This window comes from Aquabacter spiritensis (assembly GCF_004346185.1).
GTDB classification, from domain to species: domain Bacteria; phylum Pseudomonadota; class Alphaproteobacteria; order Rhizobiales; family Xanthobacteraceae; genus Aquabacter; species Aquabacter spiritensis.
Window position 1 is genome coordinate 130,004 of sequence record NZ_SMAI01000001.1, and the last position, 19,894, is coordinate 149,897.

A 19,894-nucleotide genomic window follows, 5' to 3' on the forward strand; every position below is an offset into this window, starting at 1 on the left:
GACGTTAACGTCAAGAAATTGAACGTCCGGACGATGGATCCGGTCGGCGCACCCGTTTCACTCCGCCGGCACCGCGGACGGGGCGCGGCGGCGGGCGGGCTTGGGCGCGCCGACCCTGAGGCGCCGGTCGGCGAGGGAAAGCAGACCGCCGAGCGCCATCACCACGGCGCCGAGCCAGATCAGCGTGACCAGCGGCTTCCAGGTCGCGCGCACCGCGAGCAGGCCGTCCGGCGCCTCGTCGCCCGCGGCGACATAGAGCTGGCTGAAGCCGAAGGTGCGGATGCCGGATTCCGTCGTGGCGGACTGGCGCGCGGTGAACAGCCGCTTCGCCGCCTCGATCGTGCCCTGCTCGACCCCGCCGGAGCGGATCGAGAACACCGCCACGCGGGCGCTGAAATTCGGCCCGGTGCGATTTTCGAGCCGGTCGAGCGTCAGAGTCCGGGTGCCGATCTGCATCTGGTCGCCGAGCCGGAGGCCGGCAATCTTCTCGAGGCTCCAACTGCTTTCGCACACGATGCCGATGAGGCAGATGCCGACGCCGATATGGGCGATCGCGGTGCCGAAGGCGGAGCGCGGCAGGCCCGAGAGCCGCGCCAGCGACACCCGCGCGGGCAGCCGACCGATGCCGGCACGCTCGGCGATGTCGGTCAGCGCGCCGATGATCACGAACACCGCGATGGCGAGCACCACCGGCGCCAGGACCGGGCCGCCTTCTTCCGCCGCCGCCGTGACCACGGCGGCCACCACGGCGAAGCCGGCGGCCAAAGTCAGGCGCTGGGCGACGCCCATCAGGTCGCCGCGCTTCCAGGCGAGCATCGGCCCGAACGGCACGGCGAGGACGAGCGGCAGCATCAGGCCGCCGAAGGTCAGGTTGAAGAAAGGCGGGCCGACCGTGATCTTGTCGCCGGTGACGGCCTCGAGCGCCAGCGGATAGAGCGTGCCGACGAAGACCGCGGCGGTGGCGGCGGTGAGGAAGAGATTGTTGAGCACCAGCGCGCCTTCGCGGGACACCGGCGCGAACAGGCCGCCCTGGCGCAGCGTGCCGGCCCGCAAGGCGAACAGGAACAGGCCGCCGCCGACGAAGAAAGCGAGAATGGCGAGGATGAAGACGCCGCGCGTCGGATCGGTCGCGAAGGCATGCACCGAGGTCAGCACGCCCGAGCGCACCAGGAAGGTGCCGATCAGCGACAGCGAGAAGGCGAGAATGGCGAGGAGGATGGTCCACACCTTCAGCGCGTCGCGCTTCTCCATCACCACCGCCGAATGCAGCAGCGCGGTCGCGGCGAGCCAGGGCATCAGGGAGGCGTTCTCCACCGGGTCCCAGAACCACCAGCCGCCCCAGCCGAGTTCGTAATAGGCCCAATAGGAGCCCATCGCGATGCCGAGCGTGAGGAAGATCCAGGCGGCCAGCGTCCAGGGCCGCACCCAGCGCGCCCAGGCGGCGTCGATCCGTCCCTCGATCAGCGCCGCCATGGCGAAGGCGAAGGAGATCGAGAGGCCGACATAGCCGAGATAAAGCAGCGGCGGGTGGATCGCGAGACCGGGATCCTGGAGCACCGGATTGAGGTCGGCGCCCTCGGCCGGAGCCGGCACCAGACGCTGGAAGGGATTGGACGTGAACAGGATGAACAGCAGGAAGGCGGTGGCGATCGAGCCCTGGACGGCGAGCACATTGGCCTTCAGCCGGTCCGGCAGATTGCCGCCGAACAGCGCCACCAGGGCGCCGAACACGCCGAGCACGAGGACCCACAGGAGCATCGAGCCCTCGTGGTTTCCCCAGGTCGAGGTGATCTTGTAGATGGTCGGCATGCGCGAGTGCGAATTGTCGACCACGTTGACGACCGAGAAGTCGGACGCGAGATACAGCGCCACCAGCGCCGCGAAGGCGAGGCTCAGGAAGGCGAAAAGGGTGATCGCCACCGGCGAGGCGACCCCCATCAGCGTCGCGTCGCCCTTGGCCGCCCCCCAGGCGGGGACCACGGTCTGGACCAGCGCGAGCGCGAGCGCGAGGATCAGGGCATAATGCCCGAGTTCGGCGATCACCGGGCCACGCTCCCGCCCGCCGAGACCGGGACGGCGGCGCCCGCCCGCGCATTCTGCGCGTCTTCCATCCAATGGCCGCTCTTCTTCAGCGTGTCCGCGACCTCGCGCGGCATATAGCGCTCGTCATGCTTGGCGAGCACGGTGTCGGCGGAGAAGGTGCCGTCCGGCCGCAGGGCGCCCTCGGTGACCACCCCCTGCCCCTCGCGGAACAGGTCCGGCAGCATGCCGGAATAGGCGACATTCACCCGCGCGGCGCCGTCGGTGACGACGAAGCGGACGTTCGGCCCCTCTTTGACCAGGCTGCCGGCCTCGACCAGCCCGCCGAGGCGCAGCCGCTCGCCGGGCGCGACCTGGCGCTGCGCGACCTCGGTCGGGGTGCGGAAGAACACGATCGTATCGTTGAGGGCGGTCAGGATCAGTCCGGCGGCGAGCCCGAGCACGCCCAGCGCGGCACCGATCAGGACGAGGCGGCGGCCTTTGCGTGTCACTCTCTTGCCTGCCTTTCCGTCCGGCCGGGTTTCATCCGCCCACTCCCAATTCCTTCGCCACGGCCTCGATCCGCGCCTGCGCCGCGGCATCGCCGACAAACGTCGCGCGCGCCGTATCGAGCGCGCCGCGCGCCTTTTCCGCATCGCCCAGCACGCGCCACGCCCGGGCGAGGCGCAGCCAGCCGTCGAGATCCTTCGGCTCGCTCTTGAGCCGGGTTTCCAGCCGCTCCACCATGCCTTGGATCATGGCGCCGCGCTCCGCGCTGCTCAACGCGGCCGCGGCGGCGACATCCTCCGCGCTCGGCCCCGGTGTGGCGGGCGCCGGCGCACCGATCCGGGCGAGACCGGCGCGCACGATGCCGGCCCAGGGCGCGTTCGGCGGCGCCTCGCGCAGCATCTGGCCCCAAATGTCGGCGGCATCTTGGCGGCGGCCGTCCTGCTCGGCGGCGAGGCCGAGAAAATAGCGCGCCCGCGGCAAGGTGGGATCGAGGGCGAGCGCGGCCTGGAAGGCGCGGACGGCGTCCTGCGTCACGACGCCCTCGGAGCGGACCACCATCGCCTCGCCCAGCGCCGCCTGCCGTTCGGCGGTCGCGCCGAGCAGGCGCGCCGCCTGCGCATAAGCGCGGACCGCATCGTCCGGCCGGCCGAGCTTGAGATAAACCGGCGCGAGAATTTCGTAGCCGCGCCCGTCCTGCGGGTTGGCGGCGAGATGATCCTCCACCCGCCGCACCAGGATCGCGACGTCGGACCCGTCCGGCGGCGCGGACAGCCGGGCGGCGAGCGGCATGCCCGGCACGCTTGGCGTGCCGAGGGCGGCATAGAGGCCGGCGCCGAAGGCCGGAATGAGCACCAGGGCGGCGAGCGCGGCCACGCGCCGGCGCCCGGCGGTGCTTGCCCCTGCGGCCGCCGGCGCGGTGTCGGCCGACAGAAGGCGCCGGGCCACTTCGAGGCGCGCCGCCTCGGCCTGTTCCGGCGGGAGGCGGCCGGAAGCCGCGTCGCGGTCGAGTTCGGCCAATTGGTCGCGATAGACCGCAAGGTCCGCCTCGCGCGCCGCGCGTTCGGTGCGCTGCCGGCTCAACGGCCAAAGCACCGCCATCACCGCGAGGGCGGTCATGAACGCGAAGGCCGCGAAAAGCGGAGCGGATATCATGTCCCAAGCCGTTAGCGGAGGACGCCGGCAAAGCAAAGGCTGCTTTCCGTCGCGGGACGGCTTGACGCGCCCGCCTCTCCGAGCCGTGATCGAACGGACCGCGATCTGATATATTGACCTGTCTCAAACCTGGAGGGCGCATGGCCCTGTTCGACCATCTCGGCGCCGCACTCGGCAAAGGCGGCGCATTTTCCGGCTTCCTGGCCTCCGCCCTGTCCAGCCAAGTGCCGGCCCGCCTCTCCGCGGCGCTGGCGGCCAGCCCCTATGGCGATCTCGACGGTCTCCTGGAGCGGTTCCGCGAGGCGGGCTTCGGCGCCGAAGTCGAGTCCTGGCTCGGCGCGGGTGCGAACCTTCCGCTCACCGCCGAGCAGATCATGGAAGTGATCGACCCGATGACCCTGGGCGACCTCGCCGGCGCGCTCGGCGTGCCGCCGACCATGCTGCCGGGGCTGATCGCGCAATATCTGCCCCTCGCGGTGGACAAGCTCAGCCCGAACGGCGTCATCGAACTGCCGCCGGCCTGAGCGTCCCTCAGACGGTGTCGGTCCTGACCACCGTCCAGCCGCCTTCCGGCGCGCGGCAGGCGGCGCCGCGCGCGAGCTGGGGCCGGTTCTGCACGAAAATCGTGTGGGTGAAGTCGCGGCAGCGCACGAAGCCCGCGCGCGAATAGGCCGGGCCGGCGATGACCGTGCCATAGACCCCGTTGTCGCCGCGCCAGCCGACCGGCGTGCCCGGTCCGCCCTCTTCCAAAGCCGCGATCTCGGCGGCGACCGCGCGGCGGCGGTCCGCTTCGTCCAGATTCGCGCCGATGGCATTGTTCAGGACGCCGCCCTGCGCGACGGGAGGCGGGAGCGCGGCATTGGTCGTCCCGGTCCCCCGGGCGCCGGGCTGCCCGCCGATGGTGACGCACGCGCCGAGCGCAGCGCAGACCAGAGCGACGACAACCAGCCGAACCGCGAGCATGACCCATCCCCCGCGCGACGGCGCCGCGCCTGTCCGGAGGATTGGCGGCAAAGCCGGGCGCGCGCAAGAGGGCAAGATGCCCTTGCGTCCGTTCGACCCTGCATCGGGACCCGTCATGCGGGGAAAGATACCGTCCCGGCGCCGTGGGTCCGATCGGAGTCTCCGCGCATGTTCGCCAGGAGCGAAGCGGCACCGCGCGCCCGCGCCGATCCGCGTGCATCGCAACCCGATCGGATCGGACTCTAAGCCGCCGGCAGAAAGAGTTCGGCCCGCAGGCCGCCGATCGGCGCGGTGCCGAGTTCGAGCTGGCCGCCATAGAGGGTGGCGAGTTCCTGGACGATCGACAGGCCGAGCCCCGAACCCGGCTTGGATTCGTCGAGGCGGCGGCCGCGGCGCCCCACCTCTTCGCGTTTGGCGGGGGCGAGGCCGGGACCGTCATCGTCGATGACGATGCGCAGGAATCCGCGGTCGAACGGCTGGGCCGGGGGCGCGGTGAAGACTTCCACCTCGACCTGGCCGTGCGCCCATTTGCAGGCATTGTCGATGAGGTTGCCCACCATTTCCTCGATGTCCTGCCGCTCGCCGCGGAACTGAACGTCTTCCGGGCAGCGTATGTCGATGGCGAGGTCCCGCGCGCGGTGCATCTTCTCCATGGTGCGCGCCATGGCGAGCAGCAGAGGGTGGAGGTCGCACACCGTCACCGGCATCGACACGCGGGCCGCCAGCCGCGCCCGTTCGAGATGGTGCGCCACCTGATCGCGCATCACGCCGGCCTGATCGCGCACCCGCTGCGCCAAAGGATCGTCGCGCGTCCCGGCCTCGTTGAGCAGCACCGACAAAGGTGTCTTCAGGGCATGGGCGAGATTGCCGACATGGGTCCGAGCGCGCTCCACCACCTCCCGGTTCGCCTCGATCAAGCCGTTGACCTCGCGCACCAGGGGGCCGACCTCTTCGGGATAGTCCTCGTCCAGCGTCTCGGCCTTGCCGGACCGCACATCGGCGAGGTCGCGCGACAGGCGCTCCAGCGGACGAAGCCCGAAGCGGATCTGGAACAGCACGATCAGAAGAAAGGCGAGGCCGAGAACCGCGAAGGTGCCGACCAGAGCGAGATTGAAGCTCGCAATCTCGCCGTCGATCTCGGACGCGTCCCCGGCGACGGTGACGACGAAGCGCCCATCGGTGCCGAGATCGAGCGCGCGCTGCACCGCGCGCAGGCGCTGCCCCTCCGGCCCGATGATGTAACCCTGCCGGATCCCGCCGGCATCCGGCAGGCCGGAGGCTTCGAGCAGCGGCAAAGCGGTATCCACCAGCGACCGCGAGACGCGGTTGCGCGGCGTGTCCGGGTCCGTGCGGGCGACCTGCCAATACCAGCCCGACATGGGAAACAGGAACAGCGGCTCCCCGAGCGCCTGGGGGGCGGGCAGCTCGGCACCCGGCCCGTTGCCGGCGACCTCCGCGACGATGGTTTTGAGATAGATTTCCAGCCGGCGGTCGAAGGCGCGCTCGGTGCCGGTCCGGTACAGCGAGGACAGGACGAAGCCGATCACCAGCAGCACCGCCGCGGTGACGACCACGCCCGAAAGGAACAGGCGGAAGGCCAGCGAACCCGTGCCGAGCTGCGCCCGCATGTCTAGCGCTGGACGACGGGCGCCCTCATCGCGGCGCCTCCGGAGGCGCGATGAGATAGCCGAGGCCGCGGACGGTCTGGATCAGATCGGGATCGATCTTCTTGCGCAGCCGCCCGACGAACACCTCGATCGTATTCGAATCGCGGTCGAAATCCTGATCGTAGAGATGCTCGACCAGTTCTCCGCGCGACACCACGCGGCCGGCATGATGCATGAGATAGGCGAGCAGCCGATATTCGTGGCTGGTCAGCTTCACCGAGCTGCCGCTCACCGAGACGCGGCCCGAGCGGGTGTCGAGACGCACCGGACCGCAGACCAGTTCGCTGCTGGCATGGCCGGTGGCGCGGCGCAGCAAGGCGCGCAGGCGCGCCAGCACTTCCTCCATGTGGAACGGCTTGGTCACGTAATCGTCGGCGCCGGCATCGAAGCCCTGCACCTTGTCGCTCCAGCGGTCGCGCGCGGTGAGGATCAGGACCGGCATGGTCCGCCGCGCCCGGCGCCAGCTTTCGAGCACCGAGATCCCGTCGACCTTCGGCAGCCCGATGTCGAGGATGACCGCGTCGTAAGGTTCGGTGTCCCCGAGAAACAAACCCTCGTCGCCGTCGAACGCCGTATCGACCGCATAGCCGGCCTCCCCCAGCGCCGTCACCAGCTGCCGATTCAGGTCCGGATCGTCTTCAACCACAAGGAGCCGCACGATGCCTGTTGCACTCCGTTTTCAAGCCGAGCCCGACATTGCCAGAAGACGGCGCGAGCGTCACGTTTCGCACGTCACGTTTTGCACGTCACGTTTGGCACGTCGCGTTCCGCACGTCACGGTCCGCGCTTGCCTTACCGCCAGCCGCAGAGCGTGCGGCCCGCGGCATTGTGTGCCTTGGCCTGGCGGATCGTGTCGTCGCTGTCGGCCGCCGACCAGCGGATCGGCGCGGCCGCGGCACAGAACACGTCAGTCCCGCCGGAAGCCGTCATCGTCGCGCAGCCGGCCAGCACCAGAATCGGCATCAGCAGCGGCACGCGCGCGGCGCGCCACGGAAATCGCCCGGTTCGCATCTTCTTTCTCCTTCGCCTGGCGGTCGTTCCATCCCCTCTGGCGCGCGCGCCGCCCCGCCGCGAGCGCGAGCAGGAGCGCGCCGGCCGCCATTGCGAGCTTGAGCGCGGCCCGCATGCCGAGCAGCCGCGCGGCGAAAACCAGACCGGTGCCGATCAATCCGGCGCCGGCCGCCGCCTGGATCCACCAGGGCACGGCATAGACGACGAAATCGTGCAGGCTCATGCCGCCGCCCTCTGCCGGACGACGAAGCGCCATCCCCCGATCGCGAGAGCGGCAAGGATCGCGGCAGCAAGCGCCCATTGCAGCGGACCCGGAGCCGACGCCGCATTGACCAGCGCTCCGGCGACCGCGATGCCGCCCGCAACGGCTTCGGGCGTGCGAGCGATGGTGGCGAGCGCCTGGTCGGACGGAGCCGCACGCGCACCCGCCGTCGCGCCCCCCTCCGAGTCCGCCGGGAGCAGCGGAACGCCGCGCGCAAGCGCACCGGCATCGCGCCGCACATCGGCGACGCGCGCGGCCCATCCTTTGCCGAAGACCGGCCAGGTGCGCAGCCCGCGCAACATGGCGAGCCGCTGGTCGCACAGCGCTTCCACCACCGCGCCGCGATCAAGCGCCGCCTGCGCCGCCGACAGAGTGACGGCGCCGATCTGGCCGTCGGCCGCAAGGCCCAGCGCCCGCTGGAGCCATTTGGCGGCCTGGACCGGCCCGGAATTCACCGCGGCGTCGAACACCGCATAATCGAGGCCGGCCGGCAGGTCGTCGCCGCGCACCGCGTCCCAATACTGGGTGCGGTAGATCGCCTGAAGTTCGGCCTCCTCGATCAGCTTCACCGAGCGCGGGGACAGTCCCCGGCGCGCCCGGTGGGCGTCGTAGACGCGCTGGATCACGCCCTTATTGGTGGGGCCACCGGGATCGGCGGGGTGGTTGGAATAGCCGCCCTCGTGGCGCAGCACGCGCGCGAGCGCCGCGCCGTAGCTGGACGCTGTCATTGCCCTCTCCTATGGTTCGGGGGTCGGAAAGCGGTGTTTCGCCGTGGCGCGCCGCGCTCAGGTTGCACGACGCCGTCGGCGCGCGGTTCAATGCGAGGACTTTGAATGGAACGGATCCTGGGGCGGATCTTCCTGATTTTTGTCCTTATTTTACTGACGTTCGTCTTCTATCTGCAGGTCAATTCGCTGGGAATGTACGTTCCGTTGCGCGCGATCATGAGCTGGGAGAAGCGCCAGGACGAGATCGACTGCTATTACTTCACCGGCGTCCACTTTCAGAAGGTGACCTATCATACGGCCCGGCAGGAATGTCCGCCCTGGATCGACATCTATTGATCGGGGGACGCGGGACCGGCGGCGGTGGGCCAGTCCTGCGCCGCCACGGCGCGCTGCGGGCAGCCGGCCAGGCGCGCGTGATGCGCCGCGTGCGCGGGATCCGCGAGCACCGCCACCGGCAGCGCCCATGTCAGGCCATCGGCCAGCGGGACGGGGGCGAGCACGGCGTCCGTCGCGCCCGGGCCGCGAACCGCATCGGCAGTCGCCGCGTCGAGGAGAATGAACAGCCCGGTCATAGCGCCCCCACTTCGGTCAGATAGGTCTGCGTCGCCGCGTGCAGGTCCGCCATCTCCTGTCCGGTCAGGCCCGCCCCGATAAAGCCCATGGCGATGGTGCGGGACGTCGGGTGCGCCGGGTCGACACCGCCGTTGCGGGATTGGCCCATCAGGTAGAAGGGGGCGTTCGGCGGTTCGACGGAGGCGAGGCTCGTGACGGCGAAGACCGTCGCGTTCCGATAGGTGGTGAAGCCCGCGGGCCCGGTCCGGGACGCCGCGAACAGGCCGAGCGAGGTCGAATTGTCGGTGTAGGTCTGCTCGCCGCAATTGACCCCCACCATGGCCAGAAATGCGTAGGGCAGCGGGAAGATATAGGCCAGCCGCAACGGCGGCCCGGAATCCGCGCCGATGAGCGCCGTGAATTCCACCGCTTCGGTCAGCGACCAGGCGCCGAAGGACGCGCTGTCCTGGGTGTAGCGGCCGCCCGCCGTCGCGGCGTTGAAGCCGGTGGAAAGGGCCTGGGTGACGCCGTCGCCGACATAGCCCCGGTTTGGGATGAAAGCCGGGCTGTTCAGGGTCGCGAGCGTGTAGGCGTCCTGGATCCAGTTCAGCCGCGCCGCCTGGGCGTCGTGCGCGGCGAGGAGATAGAGCGCGTCGAGCTTGGCCCAGATTCCGGCGGCGATCAGGGCGCGCACCAGGATGTCGATGGCGCCCGCCCGGGGCGGCGGCACCGCCATCCGGGCGATGAGCGCGGCGGTCTGCGCCGCGCGCGTCGGGCGGGCGTGCCGCCGCCGGAGGAGCGCGGCGCTGGGGATGTCGAGGCCGATCCCGGTCATCGGTCGCTCAGGGCGTAGATCGACAGGCCGGCCGTGGTGCCGGTCGCCCAGACCCGCCGGATCTGGACCGGCGGGAGCGGCTGGAGCCCCGGCGGGGCGATCAGGTCGACCGTCTCGGCATCGCTCGCCGCGCCGACGCAGGTGACGCGCACCCGGCCCACCCCGTCGGCGACACCCTCGGGGACATAGAGCCACAGGCTCTTGGCGTAGGGCGCGAGGTCCGCGGTGTCGGACGGCACGATCGCGCGCATCCGCCGCGCCGGCGAGGATGCGGACGGCGAGAGGCTGCGCAGGGGATCCTGCGCGGACTGGTAGGCCATGGACATCTCCTTGATGGGCCGCGTCAGGCGGCGGGTCCGGGGCAGAGGATGAGATGGGCGGCGACGCGCACCCGGCCGCCCGAAAACGCGCCGCCATTGGCGGTGAGGCGCACCGGCGTCGGGGCATAGACGGCGCTGGGGCCGATCACCCCGACATTGGAGGCGCCCACGGCGATGCCGAGCGCGCCGCCGAATTTCGCCGGCTCCCCGGCCAGGCCGCAATCATAGGAGGCCGCGCCGGTCACCGCCGCCAGGGTGCGGGTCGAAACCGCGAGCACGATCGCCCGCGCGGGGATCGCCTGGACCGTGTCGACATGGGCACCGGACAGGAGAACATCCTCCTCCAGCACCAGCGCCTCCACGGCCGCGCGGTGCGCGCTCGCCGCGAGCGGCGAGACGAAGGCGGTGCCGTCGAACACCCGCAGCCGGCCTTCCCCCGCGAGATAGGCACAGACGCCCGGGCGCACCGGGTAGAAGTCCCACGCCCCGGCCTCATAGGCGGCGATCCGGCCGGACTGGCCGGCCCAGGCGCCGCTCGCCCCCGCCGGCACGAACCAGCACTGCCCGTCGGACGGCGCGGCGGGCGGCGCGCTCACCGTGAGGCTTTCGAGGCTGAGCTGGGCCAGCGCGTCGAGCTGGCGCAGCGCGGCATTGTGGGTGACGTGCTTCTGCGCCTGCGCGGCGGCGAGATACGGCAGGCCGAGCCGGGCGGTGGCGTCGGGCATGGAAACCTCCTTGGACAGCGGATCAGACCGGCAGCGTCGCGGTGCGGAACGCGCCCGGCCCGAGGGCCGCCGACATCTGCGCGACGCGGACCGTGAGGGATGTGAGCGGCGCGCCGAAATCGGCCGCCTCCAGCGCCGCCGGATAGAGCAGCGCGGGCGTGGCGAGGTCGAAGCTGCGGCGCACCGCGGCGCCGTCCAGGATCTCCACGCGATAGGCCTCGCTGGCCTCGCCGAGCGGCGCCTCGACCGCGTCCCAGTCGGCATCGGCGCGGGTGCGGCGGACGAAGGCGAGCGCGATCCCCTCGGCGGTGCGCCGCGCCGAGAGATGCACCGGCGAAAGCGGCATCAAAGCGCGCTTGCCGACGGTCGCCGTCGCCTGCACCACCATGGCGTCGCCATGGTCGCGGTCGGCCCGGCCCACCCGGAAGAGGAAGCTGCGGCCATAGGCCGAGAGCCCGCTCGCCCCGACCGCGAGCGCCCGGTCGAGCGCCACCAGCCGGGTGCCGGCGGGCCAGAGCGCGGCGCCCGCCGCCTCGGTGCCGGCCTGCCCGCGCAGCAGACCCGACAGGCGGAACACGCTCGGCTCCAGAAGCTCCGCCTCGGTGAATTGCAGCACTTCGGGATCGCGCCCCTCGGCCACCAGAGCGAGCGCGTTCGCGCCGTCCAGGACCTGGATCTCGGCCGCGCCGGAGAGCAGGCCGCCGTCGAGCCGCACGCGCAGCCGGGTCGAGCGGTCGAACCGCCAGACCGGCCCGGGCGCGAGATCGTCGAGCAGCGTGCCGAGGGTCGCCGGCGCGCCGATCGCCGCCACCGCCTCGAAGCTCGCGCCATCGGCCGAACGCCACACCGCGAGGGTGCCGGGCCAGGGCGCGGCGAAGGCCGCGAGATGGAGCAGCGGCACCGGCTCGGCCGCCTCGAGGAGCGGCAGATCGAGCGCCAGGAGTTCGGGCGGCCCGAAGGCCGGCGGCAAGCCGATCGGTCCGTCCTCCGCCGGGCGCGCGGGGGTCTCGAACACGTCCGGCTCGATCGCGCGGGCACTCACCGCGCGCGCCTCGGCCTCCTCGATCCGGGTGATCTCGAACAGGCGCCTGCGCCCGCCCGCCTCGAGTTCCACCACGTCGCCCGGCGTAAGAGCGAGGCGCGAGGGCGGCAGCGCAAAGCGCGCCGTCTCACGGCCGGCCCACAGATCCTGCAGCCAGATATCGGCCGCGCGGCCCATCGTTGCCGCCGAGGCGACGATGGACAGATCCGTGCGCTCGGCGTGCCGGCTGGCCCCGACGAGGCGGCGCGAGGCGGCCGAAGCGGTGCGATAATCGCCGGCGCCGTCGATGAAGCCGAGGCGGATTTCGAGCGGCAATTCGCTCTCCTGGGCGCGCACCAGCGAAAGCGCCGGCCCCTCCTCCGGCAGCGCCAGGTCGCCCTCCGCGAGCGCCACGACAGGGCCGCCGCCGCGCGGCGCGAAGACCAGGGTCCCGCCGGCCTCGGCCGCGTCGAAGGCGAAGGCGCGGGCGAGCGGCTCCAGCGCATCGCGCGCCGACATCGGCCGGTCCACCACATAGCCCTCGATGGTCCCGACGAGGTCCCCCGCGGCGATGCCGGAGACCCCGTGATCGGCGCAGATCGCGGCGACGAGATCGGCGAGCGGCGCCGCGCCGAGGCGGCCGTTCAGCCAATGGCCGGTCTGCCAATTGGCGCCGTCCGCCCACACCCCGGTGGCGAGGGGAAATTGCGGATAGGGCCGCGCATCCCACGTCCACAGGAAGACGCAGCCGGCCTCCACCATGCGCCCGCCATAGGCCGGCGCATGCGGATTGTCGGCGGCGTCCGCACCCGCCCCGAAGGTCGCGATCACGGCCTCGAGAAGCCGGCGCTGCACGGCATCGTCGCGCCGGCCGTTGGAGAAAGGCGGAACGCCGTTCTCCGCCGATTTCGCATCCGGAAACACGCTCGGCCGGTTGGGGCCCTTGTCGACCGCCGGGCAGCCCGCCTCCATCAGCCGGATCGGCTTGCCGCCGGGGACCCAGCCGGTCGGCGCCGCCGCGCGCACGCCGCCGGGGCGCTCGTGATGGGGCAGGCTCCACCACGACCAGAGATCCTTCTGGCGGTAGATCCAGGGCTCGCCGGAGGCGCCGTCGGTGATCGGGGCGCGGGCCTGCGCGGCGCGCGCCGCCGCATCGGGATAATACCAGTCATAGGCCTCCCCGGAGCGCAGGCGCGCCTTCAGGAAGGCCGGGTCGGTAAGGCTGCGCGCCACCTGCGCGTCGAGATGGCCCGGGCCGTCGCGCCAGTCGGTGACGGGGGGATAATAATCGATGCCGACGAAGTCGACGGCCGGCGCGGACCATAGCGGATCGAGGGGAAAGCGCACCGTGCCGTCCGGGAAGACCTGGGCGCCGTATTCGGTCCAGTCGGCGGCGTAGGAGACCTTCGTCCCCGCCCCCACCACCGCCTTCACGTCGGCGGCCAAGGCGGCGAACGCGGCCACCGCCGGGAAGCCGCCGCCGGCCCCGCGCACCCGCGTCAGGGCGGCCATTTCCGAGCCGATCAGGACCGCCTCGACGCCGCCGGCATAGACCGCGAGGCGGGCATAATGGAGCACCATCCGCCGCAGCGTCCATTCGTCCGGGCCGGCATAGAGGAGGAGGCCGGCAAAGACGAAGAAATGGCTCGCCTGGGCGGTTCCGAACAGGTGGGCGATCTCGGCATCGGCGGCAGCGGTGCCGTCCGGAGTGCCGGGCCGGCCCGGCGCGGGATGGCAGGTGATGCGGCCGCGCCAGGGATAGGCCGCCTGCTCCCCCGCATCGCTCCAGGGATCGGGGCGCCCGTTGCCGGGCGCGATGTCCATCATGACGAACGGGTTGAGCGTCACCGCGATGCCGCGCGCCTTCAAGAGGCCGATCGCGGCGACGACGCTGGAATCGGCCGGCGTGCCGCCATAGGCCGCCCGCCCCGCGTGCCGCGACGTCTCGTGCGCGAGGTGGCGCGGCAGTCCGCCGACCAGCCAGGAATAGGGATAGGTCGCCTTGCCCGCGAGGTCGATTTTAGGGCGGACGGCGCAGGCGCCCGCCCGCAGATCGTCGCCGAACCAGGCGACCACCAGCGAGACCCGCTTCAGGTTCGGGCAGGCCGCGAAAAGCTGATCGAGCGAGGCCGCGATGTCGGTGTCGGCGCCGACCACATGGCGGTTCTCCGCGCCGTAGGATCCCGGCCCGAGCAGCCGCTGGACGAGGCGCGGATCGTAGCCGAACTCGGTCGCGCCGGGGATCAGCGTCACGGCCGTCACCGAGGGTTCCAGGCTGCCCACGGCCCGCTCCACCTCGGCGGTGATCTGCGGCACACGGTTGCCGAACGCCGCGAGCGGCAGCCGCTCGAAGACGAGATAAGCGAGGCCGCGATAAGCGGGCGTGCCGGCGGCGCCCTGCTTGGCCGCGATCCAGGGATCGGCCGCCTGATCCGCCGTCCCGAGATGGCGGCGCACCACGAAGCCGGTCTCGTCGAGCGGCTTGCCGTCCGCCCAGATCCGGCCGATCCGGGTCACCGGCCCTTCGCACAGGCCGAGGGCGAAATTGGCGTAATAGGCGTAGCTGATGGTGGTCGTCGTGGCCCGCGAACTGCGCCCGCCTTTGCCGCCGGAGGCCTGAACCCTGGTCGAGACCACCTCTTCGAGCCGGGTCGCCCAGATCACCTGGCCCGCGAGCCGCGCGCGGCCGTAGAGCCGCGGCATCGGCGCGCCGGAATTGGAGGTCATCACGTCGAGGTCCGAGAGGCGCGGCCCCTCGCTCACCCGGCTGCGCCCGCCGCCGAACAGGGCGCCGTCCGCCATCGACCCGCCGAGCGCGCCGAGCGCGCGGCCGGCGACCGCCCCGATCGGGCCGAACAGAGCACCGCCGGCCAAAGATCCGGCGGCGCCGAGCAGCAGCGTGGCCATGCATGTCTCCAGGATTGGAAAAAAGGGATCCGCGCGTCAGGCGCCCGGCGCGGCGCCGGGAAAGGCGAAGGCGAGCGCGAGCCGGCGGCGCCACCACGGGACGAGGTCGCCCTCGCACACGCACGCCCCGTCATAGGCATGGATCATCCGCCCCGGCGCCGAGAGGATGGCGGCGTGCTTGGCCGGCAGATGCGGACGGAAGCGGAAGAGCAGAACGTCGCCCGGGGCGATGGCGTCGAGCGGCACCGGGCGCAGGTGGCGGGCGGCGGTGCGCGCGAGCGTCTCCTCGCGCCCCGCCTCGGCCCAATCGGGGGCATAAGGCGGCAGCGTCTCGGGCTCGGGACCGATCGCCGCGCGCCACACCCCACGCACCAGGCCGAGGCAATCGGCGCCCGCGCCGCGCGCCGAGGCGCGATGCAGATAGGGCGTGCCGATCCAGGCGCGGGCCTCCGCGACGACCGCCCGGCGGAGCGTGCAGACCGGATCCGGCGCGGCGCTCACGACGGCACCGCCCCGTCATGTCCGCCCTCTCCCGGCACCGCGATGGCGAGCACGAGATCATTGCCCGGCATGTGCGGAAAGCCGCGAAAATTGGCCGTGTTGGCGAACCGGTCGCGGCAGGTGGAGAAGCGCTTGTCGCAGCCGGCGGTGACGGTGAAAGCATCGCCCGGCGCGAGCGGAGACGGCGGCCGCTGCCAGAGCTGGAGGACCGCGCCGGACGGGCCGGCGGCGTGGCTCTTCACCTCCACGGAGAAGCCGGCATCGGCGCCGGACGTGAAGCTGATGCGGCCCTCGGAAAAAGTGCCCGGCGCGAAGCCGTCCAGCCCCGCCGCGAGGAGGCGCAGCGGACCCTCGACCGCGACCACGGCGGCTGTCGCCCGGTGGGCCGGCGCGGCGAGGTCGATTCCGCAGCGGGCATCCCCGAGATCGGCGTCGCAGCCGCCCGCGAACACCCGCCCGCGGCTCTGATTGAGCGCGTCCGAAAGGCTGCGCAGCTCGGCGGCGAAGGCGCCGTCCGCGCGCCGCACCTCGCCGATCGTGCCGCGCCGGAGCAGGAGGCTGACCGCGGGGTCCGACCAGTCGATCAGGAACAGGTCGACGGCCGCGCCGTCATAGTACCCGGCGGCGAGATCGTCCTCGGTCAAGGCAGCGTCGCAGAGCGCGCCGCCGAACTCCATTCCGGTCACGCCGAGACCTTGGGCGAGCGCGTTCTCGCTGCCCGCCACGATGGTGCCGGCGCGGAACGTCACGCCCGCGAGGACGAGGTCGCGGTCATGGTCGGTGAAGCCCTGGACCCGGCCGTCGCGCCGGGTCACGCGCCAGCCATGGCAGAGGGTCGTCGCGCCGCTGTCGAGCGCGCTCTGGAGGGCAAGGGGAAGTGCGCGCACGAGCGGTCTCCGAGGGGGTCAGGGACGGATTTCGAGGATGGGAATCCGGGGGATTTCTCCGGCCGCGAAGGCGGTCAGATTGACCTCCAGAAAATCGGTGTCGAAGCGCACCGGAACATCGAACAGGAAGCCGGCCGAGACCCGCGCGCCGGCGGGTGGCACATGGCCCGGCAGGAAGGTCACGAGGCCGCGCGTGAGATCGACGGCAAAGCTTGTGCCTTCAACCGCTTCCACCCCGCCGACCGCGACCCGGACGGTGCCCGCGACCGGCTTGGAAATGGCCCGCGCATAGGGCGCGTGATGCGCGCCGTAGGTCTTCGCCAAAGCGAAGACGGCGCGGCTCGCATCGCCGGTTCCGAGGGTCTGGTCGGTGGCGGCGATCGGGGTCCCCGGACGGCTCGAAGCATGGTCGAGACGGTCGCGCCAGCGAAAGCCGTAGAGGCGGCCGCGCCGCTCCTCGAAGAAGGCGACGACATCGTGCAAGGCGGCCAGGGTCTTGACCCCGTATCCGGCATCGAAACGTCGCCGCGAATCAGCCCGCCGCGCATTGCGCTCCTCGCGCCCGGAGACGCTCGTCACGACCTCGGTGACACGCTCCGGCCCGCCCGATGCGGCCAAAGAGACATCAAGCGGGAACAAAATCTCATGAAAGGCGGGCATATTCTTTGCTCTCCTGCCAATTCTGCGGGTTTTTCAATATCCGCCGGCTTGACATAGTTTTTCCGCGCGCTTTGACTTCGCACTTCTCATCGAGGATGGAGCCAAAGCATGGCCACGAAGCCCGAGAAAAAGCCCGCCGCCGCCCCGGCGAAAGCGCCCGCGAAGGTCGCCGCGAAGCCCGCCGCAAAGCCCGCCGCTGCGGCACCGAAACCCGCCGTGAAGGCGGCCCCGAAGACTGCGAAGAAGGCCGAAGCGCCGAAGGTCGAAGCGCCGAAGGTGGAGGCTCCAAAGGTGGAGGCGCCCAAGGTCGCGGCGCCTAAATCCGCTGCCAAGTCGGCGGCAACCAAGTCGGCGGCCCCCAAATCGGCGGCGAAGCCTGCGGCAGCTCCCAAAGCCGCGCCGAAGGCGGCCGCGAAGCCCGCTGCCAAAGCCCCCGAGACGAAGGCATCCGAGGCGAAGGCATCCGAGGCGAAGGCCGAGCCCGCAGCCAAGCCGGCTGCGCCGAAAGCTGCGGCAAAGCCCACCGCTGCGCCGAAGGCCGCTGCCAAGCCGTCCGCCGCGAAGGGATCGGCTGCGCCGAAGGCGGCCGACAAACCCGCGGCAGAAAAGCCGGCCGAGGCCAAGGCGCCCGCAAAGCCGGCGGCAACCAAAGCCGCTCCCAAGGCGGCTCCCAAGGCTGAAGCTGCCGCCAAACCGGCCGCCAGCAAGCCGGCGGCCGCGAAGAAGGCCGCTGCCCCGAAGCCTGCAGATTCCAAGGTCGCCGCGGCGCCCGAGCCCGTGGCGAAGCCCCCGGCCAAGCCCGCCGCGACCAAGCCGGCCGCCACCAAACCGGCGGCGACCAAACCGGCGGTGACCAAGCCCGCGGCGACCAAGCCGGCCGCGACCAAGCCGGCGGCCAAAAAGCCGGCGGCGAAGAAGTGAGCCCGGCGGGCGGCCTCCGCCGCCCCTGATGCCGCGTCCGCCCGCGGGCCGAGACGGCGGTTTTGGATCCATCCTCCCGGCACAGGCCGAGGCGCGCCGCGCCTCGGCCTCGGGTCCGGTCTTCCGCCGAACGCGGCACCGCCGCAAGTCCTGCCCCGGGCGCTTCAAGGCCCGCGCGAAGGACCCGCCGCCGGTCGCACCCGTTCGGAAAGAATTCCGCACCTCCGCGCTATGTCCCCGCCTCACCGACCATGGTGTTTCAGATGGCCGGATAGGGCTCAGTCGCGATCGTATTTGAACTCGGGGGCCTTGGTGAGTTCGTCCTTGGACGTGTTCACATATGCCCGCATCGTCCCGTCCTGATTGCCGATCACGATGCTGGAGGGATCCACCAGGACATAGCGGTCGCCGAGGCCCAGAAATCCTCCGACGCTCACGACCACGCCGCTGATCGTCTTGCCGTCCTTGATCACGAAATCTTCGATCTCGCCGATCGACTCGTTCTGGTTGTTGTAGACGTCCAAGTCTTCGAGGCGGGACGCCATGAGGTCCGCGGAGGAGAAGTTGACGAACCGGAGCGCCACGGTCGACGTCGTGCCCATCGTCATGCCGCTGTCCTTGCCGGTCGCCGCGGCGCCGGCGGCCATGGTCTGGGCCGAGGAGGTCCCGGCGGAGGACGGCGCCCTCGAGGGGGTGCCGGTGGCCGAGGGGGCTCCGGGGGCGGGCGCGGCGGTCTGGGCGAAGGCCGGCCCGGCGAGAATGAGAGCCGTGGCGGCGGAGAGCGCGAGACGGTACATGGCGTATCCTTTCGATTACCAGGACAACGGAAGTCCTGCCTTTCCGATCAACCCCTCGCCGCCGGTTTTCGTTCAGATAAATCTCGCGTCTCGGATCGGCCCAGGCCCGCTCCGCTCCCGCCGTGCCGCGCCGATCGGCGCGTCGTCCGGGGTCGGATGCGGGCAGCGAGATCCGGACTGAATGCGCCACCCGCAGCGGTGTGTTATTTAGAAATACTTCAAATCCATAGCACACCAGCCGCCGGCCGGCATTCTGATCTTGACCCACTTGCGTCCGCGCCACGCCTCAGGCGCCGCGCTGGCCGCGCGCGACCGCCCGGGCGACGAGGCCGGAGAGATAGGCGTCGGAGCGGCGGAAGGCGGACGGATCGGGCGTCGCGACATTGACCACGACCGAGGTCCGCCCCCCTGCGCCGGCGGTGCGCACGCCGAGCGCGCCGTCGGCGCCGCGCGCCAGCGGCAGGATCGCCTCGGCGCCCGCTTCGCCCATCAGGCCGGTGCCGCCGGGCAGCGGAAAATAGGTCGGCGCCGCCACCACCCCGCCTTTGGCGAAGGGCCGGACGCCGTCCGCGACGATGCCGCCTTGGGCGAAGCCGGTGGTGCCGAGCAGGCTGGAGAACAGGCCGGCCATCCCCTCCTCCACCGGCCGGAGCGCCAGATTGAGGGCGAGGGCCGAGAGCCTCTGGCCGATCCCGGCGACCACGTCGCCGACATCGCGCCCCTTCACCGCCACGCCGGTGAAGGCGTCACCGAGGGTGGTCGCGAAGCCGCGCGCCAGCCGCTCGGTATTGGCGAGTTCGAGGCGGAACGCGCGGGTGTCGGCGCCGATCTCGATCGAGACGCTGTCGATGGGGGTGTCGAGGCGGGTCATGATGTCTCCGGACGGGTACGCGGCGCATCGGGAAAGCGCCGCATGAGAGCATCGAGCGCGGGCCGCGCCAGCCCGCCGCCGGGCGCCGCGCCGCCGCCGAGCGCGGCGGCGAGTTCGCGCGGCGTCATGCGCCAGAACTGGTCGGGGGGAAGCCGCAGCAGGCCGAGGCCGGCATGCATCGCCGCCTCCCAGGGGAAGGGCGCGGCCGCCGGCCTCGGGGCGCTCAGTCCTGCTGCGGCGGCGTGGGGCGCGGCGGCGCGGAGCCCGCCGGATCCCCGGCGCCGAAGGTCGCCGCGAGCAGCGCGTTGACGAGCCGCGCGGCGCCGACCGCGCCGCCCTCGATCCGCATCGCCGCGACCTCCTCGGCGGCGATCTCTTCGCCCGCCCCGCGCAAGCCGGCGGCGAGGATCGCGGCGGCGTCGCGCGCGGCCAGCCGGCCGGCGGCGAACCGCTCGGCGAGCGCCATCAGATCGGCCGCGCCGAAGGCGGCCTCCAGCTCGGCGAGCGCGCCGAGGGTCAGGACCAGCGTGCGGCGGCGCCCGTCGAGCACCGCCTCCACCTCGCCGCGGCGGGGATTGGCCATCG

General features: G+C 71.8%; 23 protein-coding genes. 3 read left to right on the plus strand and 20 right to left on the minus strand.

Annotation, left to right across the window (positions count from 1 at the left end):
• Window positions 1-57 precede the first annotated feature (57 nt).
• From EDC64_RS00595 to ccmI, 3 genes are read right to left on the minus strand one after another with little or no spacing between them, the layout of a single operon-like run.
• Window positions 58-2,043 (minus strand): heme lyase CcmF/NrfE family subunit, encoded by a 1,986-nt coding sequence (locus EDC64_RS00595; RefSeq protein ID WP_132028521.1) that lies wholly within the window; start codon window positions 2,041-2,043, stop codon window positions 58-60.
• Window positions 2,040-2,531, minus strand: coding sequence for a cytochrome c maturation protein CcmE (gene ccmE, locus EDC64_RS00600; protein ID WP_132028524.1), 492 nt, complete (start codon window positions 2,529-2,531; stop codon window positions 2,040-2,042). Before ccmE ends, EDC64_RS00595 begins: the two co-directional genes overlap by 4 nt.
• A gap of 31 nt (window positions 2,532-2,562) precedes the next feature.
• Window positions 2,563-3,681 (minus strand): c-type cytochrome biogenesis protein CcmI, encoded by a 1,119-nt coding sequence (ccmI, locus tag EDC64_RS00605; RefSeq protein ID WP_132028527.1) that lies wholly within the window; start codon window positions 3,679-3,681, stop codon window positions 2,563-2,565.
• A 140-nt stretch (window positions 3,682-3,821) separates the two neighbouring features.
• On the opposite strand from ccmI, the gene EDC64_RS00610 reads away from it, so the two are divergent.
• A complete protein-coding gene (locus EDC64_RS00610) occupies window positions 3,822-4,205 on the plus strand; it encodes a YidB family protein (protein ID WP_132028531.1) in 384 nt (127 codons plus the stop codon).
• A 7-nt stretch (window positions 4,206-4,212) separates the two neighbouring features.
• Here the strand turns inward: EDC64_RS00610 and EDC64_RS00615 are convergent, their stop codons facing one another.
• The 5 genes from EDC64_RS00615 to EDC64_RS00640 all read right to left on the minus strand — a co-directional run bounded on the left by EDC64_RS00615 (window position 4,213) and on the right by EDC64_RS00640 (window position 8,312).
• On the minus strand, window positions 4,213-4,644 hold the full coding sequence (locus EDC64_RS00615) for a hypothetical protein (protein ID WP_132028534.1): 432 nt from the start codon (window positions 4,642-4,644) through the stop codon (window positions 4,213-4,215).
• Window positions 4,645-4,886: 242 nt separating this feature from the next.
• Window positions 4,887-6,272 carry an ATP-binding protein gene (locus EDC64_RS00620; protein WP_132028537.1) on the minus strand — a complete coding sequence of 462 codons (1,386 nt, stop codon included), beginning with the start codon at window positions 6,270-6,272 and terminating at the stop codon, window positions 4,887-4,889.
• 25 nt (window positions 6,273-6,297) lie between these two features.
• The gene (locus EDC64_RS00625; RefSeq protein WP_132028540.1) at window positions 6,298-6,969 is read right to left on the minus strand and encodes a response regulator transcription factor; all 672 of its coding nucleotides are present in this window, start codon (window positions 6,967-6,969) and stop codon (window positions 6,298-6,300) included.
• Window positions 6,970-7,218: 249 nt separating this feature from the next.
• Window positions 7,219-7,545 (minus strand): hypothetical protein, encoded by a 327-nt coding sequence (locus tag EDC64_RS00635; protein WP_165933577.1) that lies wholly within the window; start codon window positions 7,543-7,545, stop codon window positions 7,219-7,221.
• A complete protein-coding gene (locus EDC64_RS00640; RefSeq protein ID WP_132028549.1) occupies window positions 7,542-8,312 on the minus strand; it encodes a glycoside hydrolase family 108 protein in 771 nt (256 codons plus the stop codon). The genes EDC64_RS00635 and EDC64_RS00640 overlap by 4 nt, the downstream gene beginning before the upstream one ends.
• Window positions 8,313-8,417: 105 nt before the next feature.
• Here EDC64_RS00640 and EDC64_RS00645 point away from each other — a divergent pair, with 105 nt between their 5' ends.
• Window positions 8,418-8,648, plus strand: coding sequence for a hypothetical protein (locus EDC64_RS00645; RefSeq protein ID WP_132028552.1), 231 nt, complete (start codon window positions 8,418-8,420; stop codon window positions 8,646-8,648).
• Here EDC64_RS00645 and EDC64_RS00650 read toward each other — a convergent pair.
• From EDC64_RS00650 to EDC64_RS00685, 8 genes are read right to left on the minus strand one after another with little or no spacing between them, the layout of a single operon-like run.
• The gene (locus tag EDC64_RS00650; protein WP_132028555.1) at window positions 8,642-8,884 is read right to left on the minus strand and encodes a hypothetical protein; all 243 of its coding nucleotides are present in this window, start codon (window positions 8,882-8,884) and stop codon (window positions 8,642-8,644) included. The two genes, EDC64_RS00645 and EDC64_RS00650, sit on opposite strands and share 7 nt — an antisense overlap.
• Complete coding sequence (locus tag EDC64_RS00655) at window positions 8,881-9,699, minus strand: hypothetical protein (RefSeq protein WP_132028558.1); 819 nt, start codon at window positions 9,697-9,699, stop codon at window positions 8,881-8,883. Before EDC64_RS00655 ends, EDC64_RS00650 begins: the two co-directional genes overlap by 4 nt.
• A complete protein-coding gene (locus EDC64_RS00660; RefSeq protein WP_132028561.1) occupies window positions 9,696-10,019 on the minus strand; it encodes a spike base protein, RCAP_Rcc01079 family in 324 nt (107 codons plus the stop codon). The genes EDC64_RS00655 and EDC64_RS00660 overlap by 4 nt, the downstream gene beginning before the upstream one ends.
• Before the next feature lie 23 nt (window positions 10,020-10,042).
• Window positions 10,043-10,744 (minus strand): DUF2793 domain-containing protein, encoded by a 702-nt coding sequence (locus EDC64_RS00665; protein WP_132028564.1) that lies wholly within the window; start codon window positions 10,742-10,744, stop codon window positions 10,043-10,045.
• Between the two features lie 22 nt (window positions 10,745-10,766).
• Window positions 10,767-14,672, minus strand: a complete 3,906-nt coding sequence (locus EDC64_RS00670; RefSeq protein WP_132028567.1) for a baseplate multidomain protein megatron — start codon at window positions 14,670-14,672, stop codon at window positions 10,767-10,769.
• 36 nt (window positions 14,673-14,708) lie between these two features.
• A complete protein-coding gene (locus EDC64_RS00675) occupies window positions 14,709-15,173 on the minus strand; it encodes an NlpC/P60 family protein (protein ID WP_132028570.1) in 465 nt (154 codons plus the stop codon).
• Window positions 15,170-16,060 (minus strand): DUF2163 domain-containing protein, encoded by an 891-nt coding sequence (locus tag EDC64_RS00680; RefSeq protein ID WP_132028573.1) that lies wholly within the window; start codon window positions 16,058-16,060, stop codon window positions 15,170-15,172. Before EDC64_RS00680 ends, EDC64_RS00675 begins: the two co-directional genes overlap by 4 nt.
• Window positions 16,061-16,078: 18 nt before the next feature.
• On the minus strand, window positions 16,079-16,720 hold the full coding sequence (locus EDC64_RS00685; protein WP_132028576.1) for a DUF2460 domain-containing protein: 642 nt from the start codon (window positions 16,718-16,720) through the stop codon (window positions 16,079-16,081).
• A 108-nt stretch (window positions 16,721-16,828) separates the two neighbouring features.
• On the opposite strand from EDC64_RS00685, the gene EDC64_RS23760 reads away from it, so the two are divergent.
• Window positions 16,829-17,641, plus strand: a complete 813-nt coding sequence (locus EDC64_RS23760; protein ID WP_245504473.1) for a hypothetical protein — start codon at window positions 16,829-16,831, stop codon at window positions 17,639-17,641.
• A gap of 278 nt (window positions 17,642-17,919) precedes the next feature.
• Here EDC64_RS23760 and EDC64_RS00695 read toward each other — a convergent pair whose 3' ends face one another.
• From EDC64_RS00695 to EDC64_RS00710, 4 genes are all read right to left on the minus strand, one after another.
• Window positions 17,920-18,438 (minus strand): PRC-barrel domain-containing protein, encoded by a 519-nt coding sequence (locus EDC64_RS00695; RefSeq protein ID WP_132028579.1) that lies wholly within the window; start codon window positions 18,436-18,438, stop codon window positions 17,920-17,922.
• A 286-nt stretch (window positions 18,439-18,724) separates the two neighbouring features.
• Window positions 18,725-19,309 (minus strand): phage tail tape measure protein, encoded by a 585-nt coding sequence (locus tag EDC64_RS00700; RefSeq protein WP_132028582.1) that lies wholly within the window; start codon window positions 19,307-19,309, stop codon window positions 18,725-18,727.
• Window positions 19,306-19,536: a rcc01693 family protein gene (locus EDC64_RS00705; protein ID WP_274594934.1), complete on the minus strand. Its 231-nt coding sequence runs from the start codon at window positions 19,534-19,536 to the stop codon at window positions 19,306-19,308. Before EDC64_RS00705 ends, EDC64_RS00700 begins: the two co-directional genes overlap by 4 nt.
• Window positions 19,533-19,892: a gene transfer agent family protein gene (locus tag EDC64_RS00710; RefSeq protein ID WP_132028588.1), complete on the minus strand. Its 360-nt coding sequence runs from the start codon at window positions 19,890-19,892 to the stop codon at window positions 19,533-19,535. Before EDC64_RS00710 ends, EDC64_RS00705 begins: the two co-directional genes overlap by 4 nt.
• Between the last annotated feature and the right edge of the window lie 2 nt (window positions 19,893-19,894).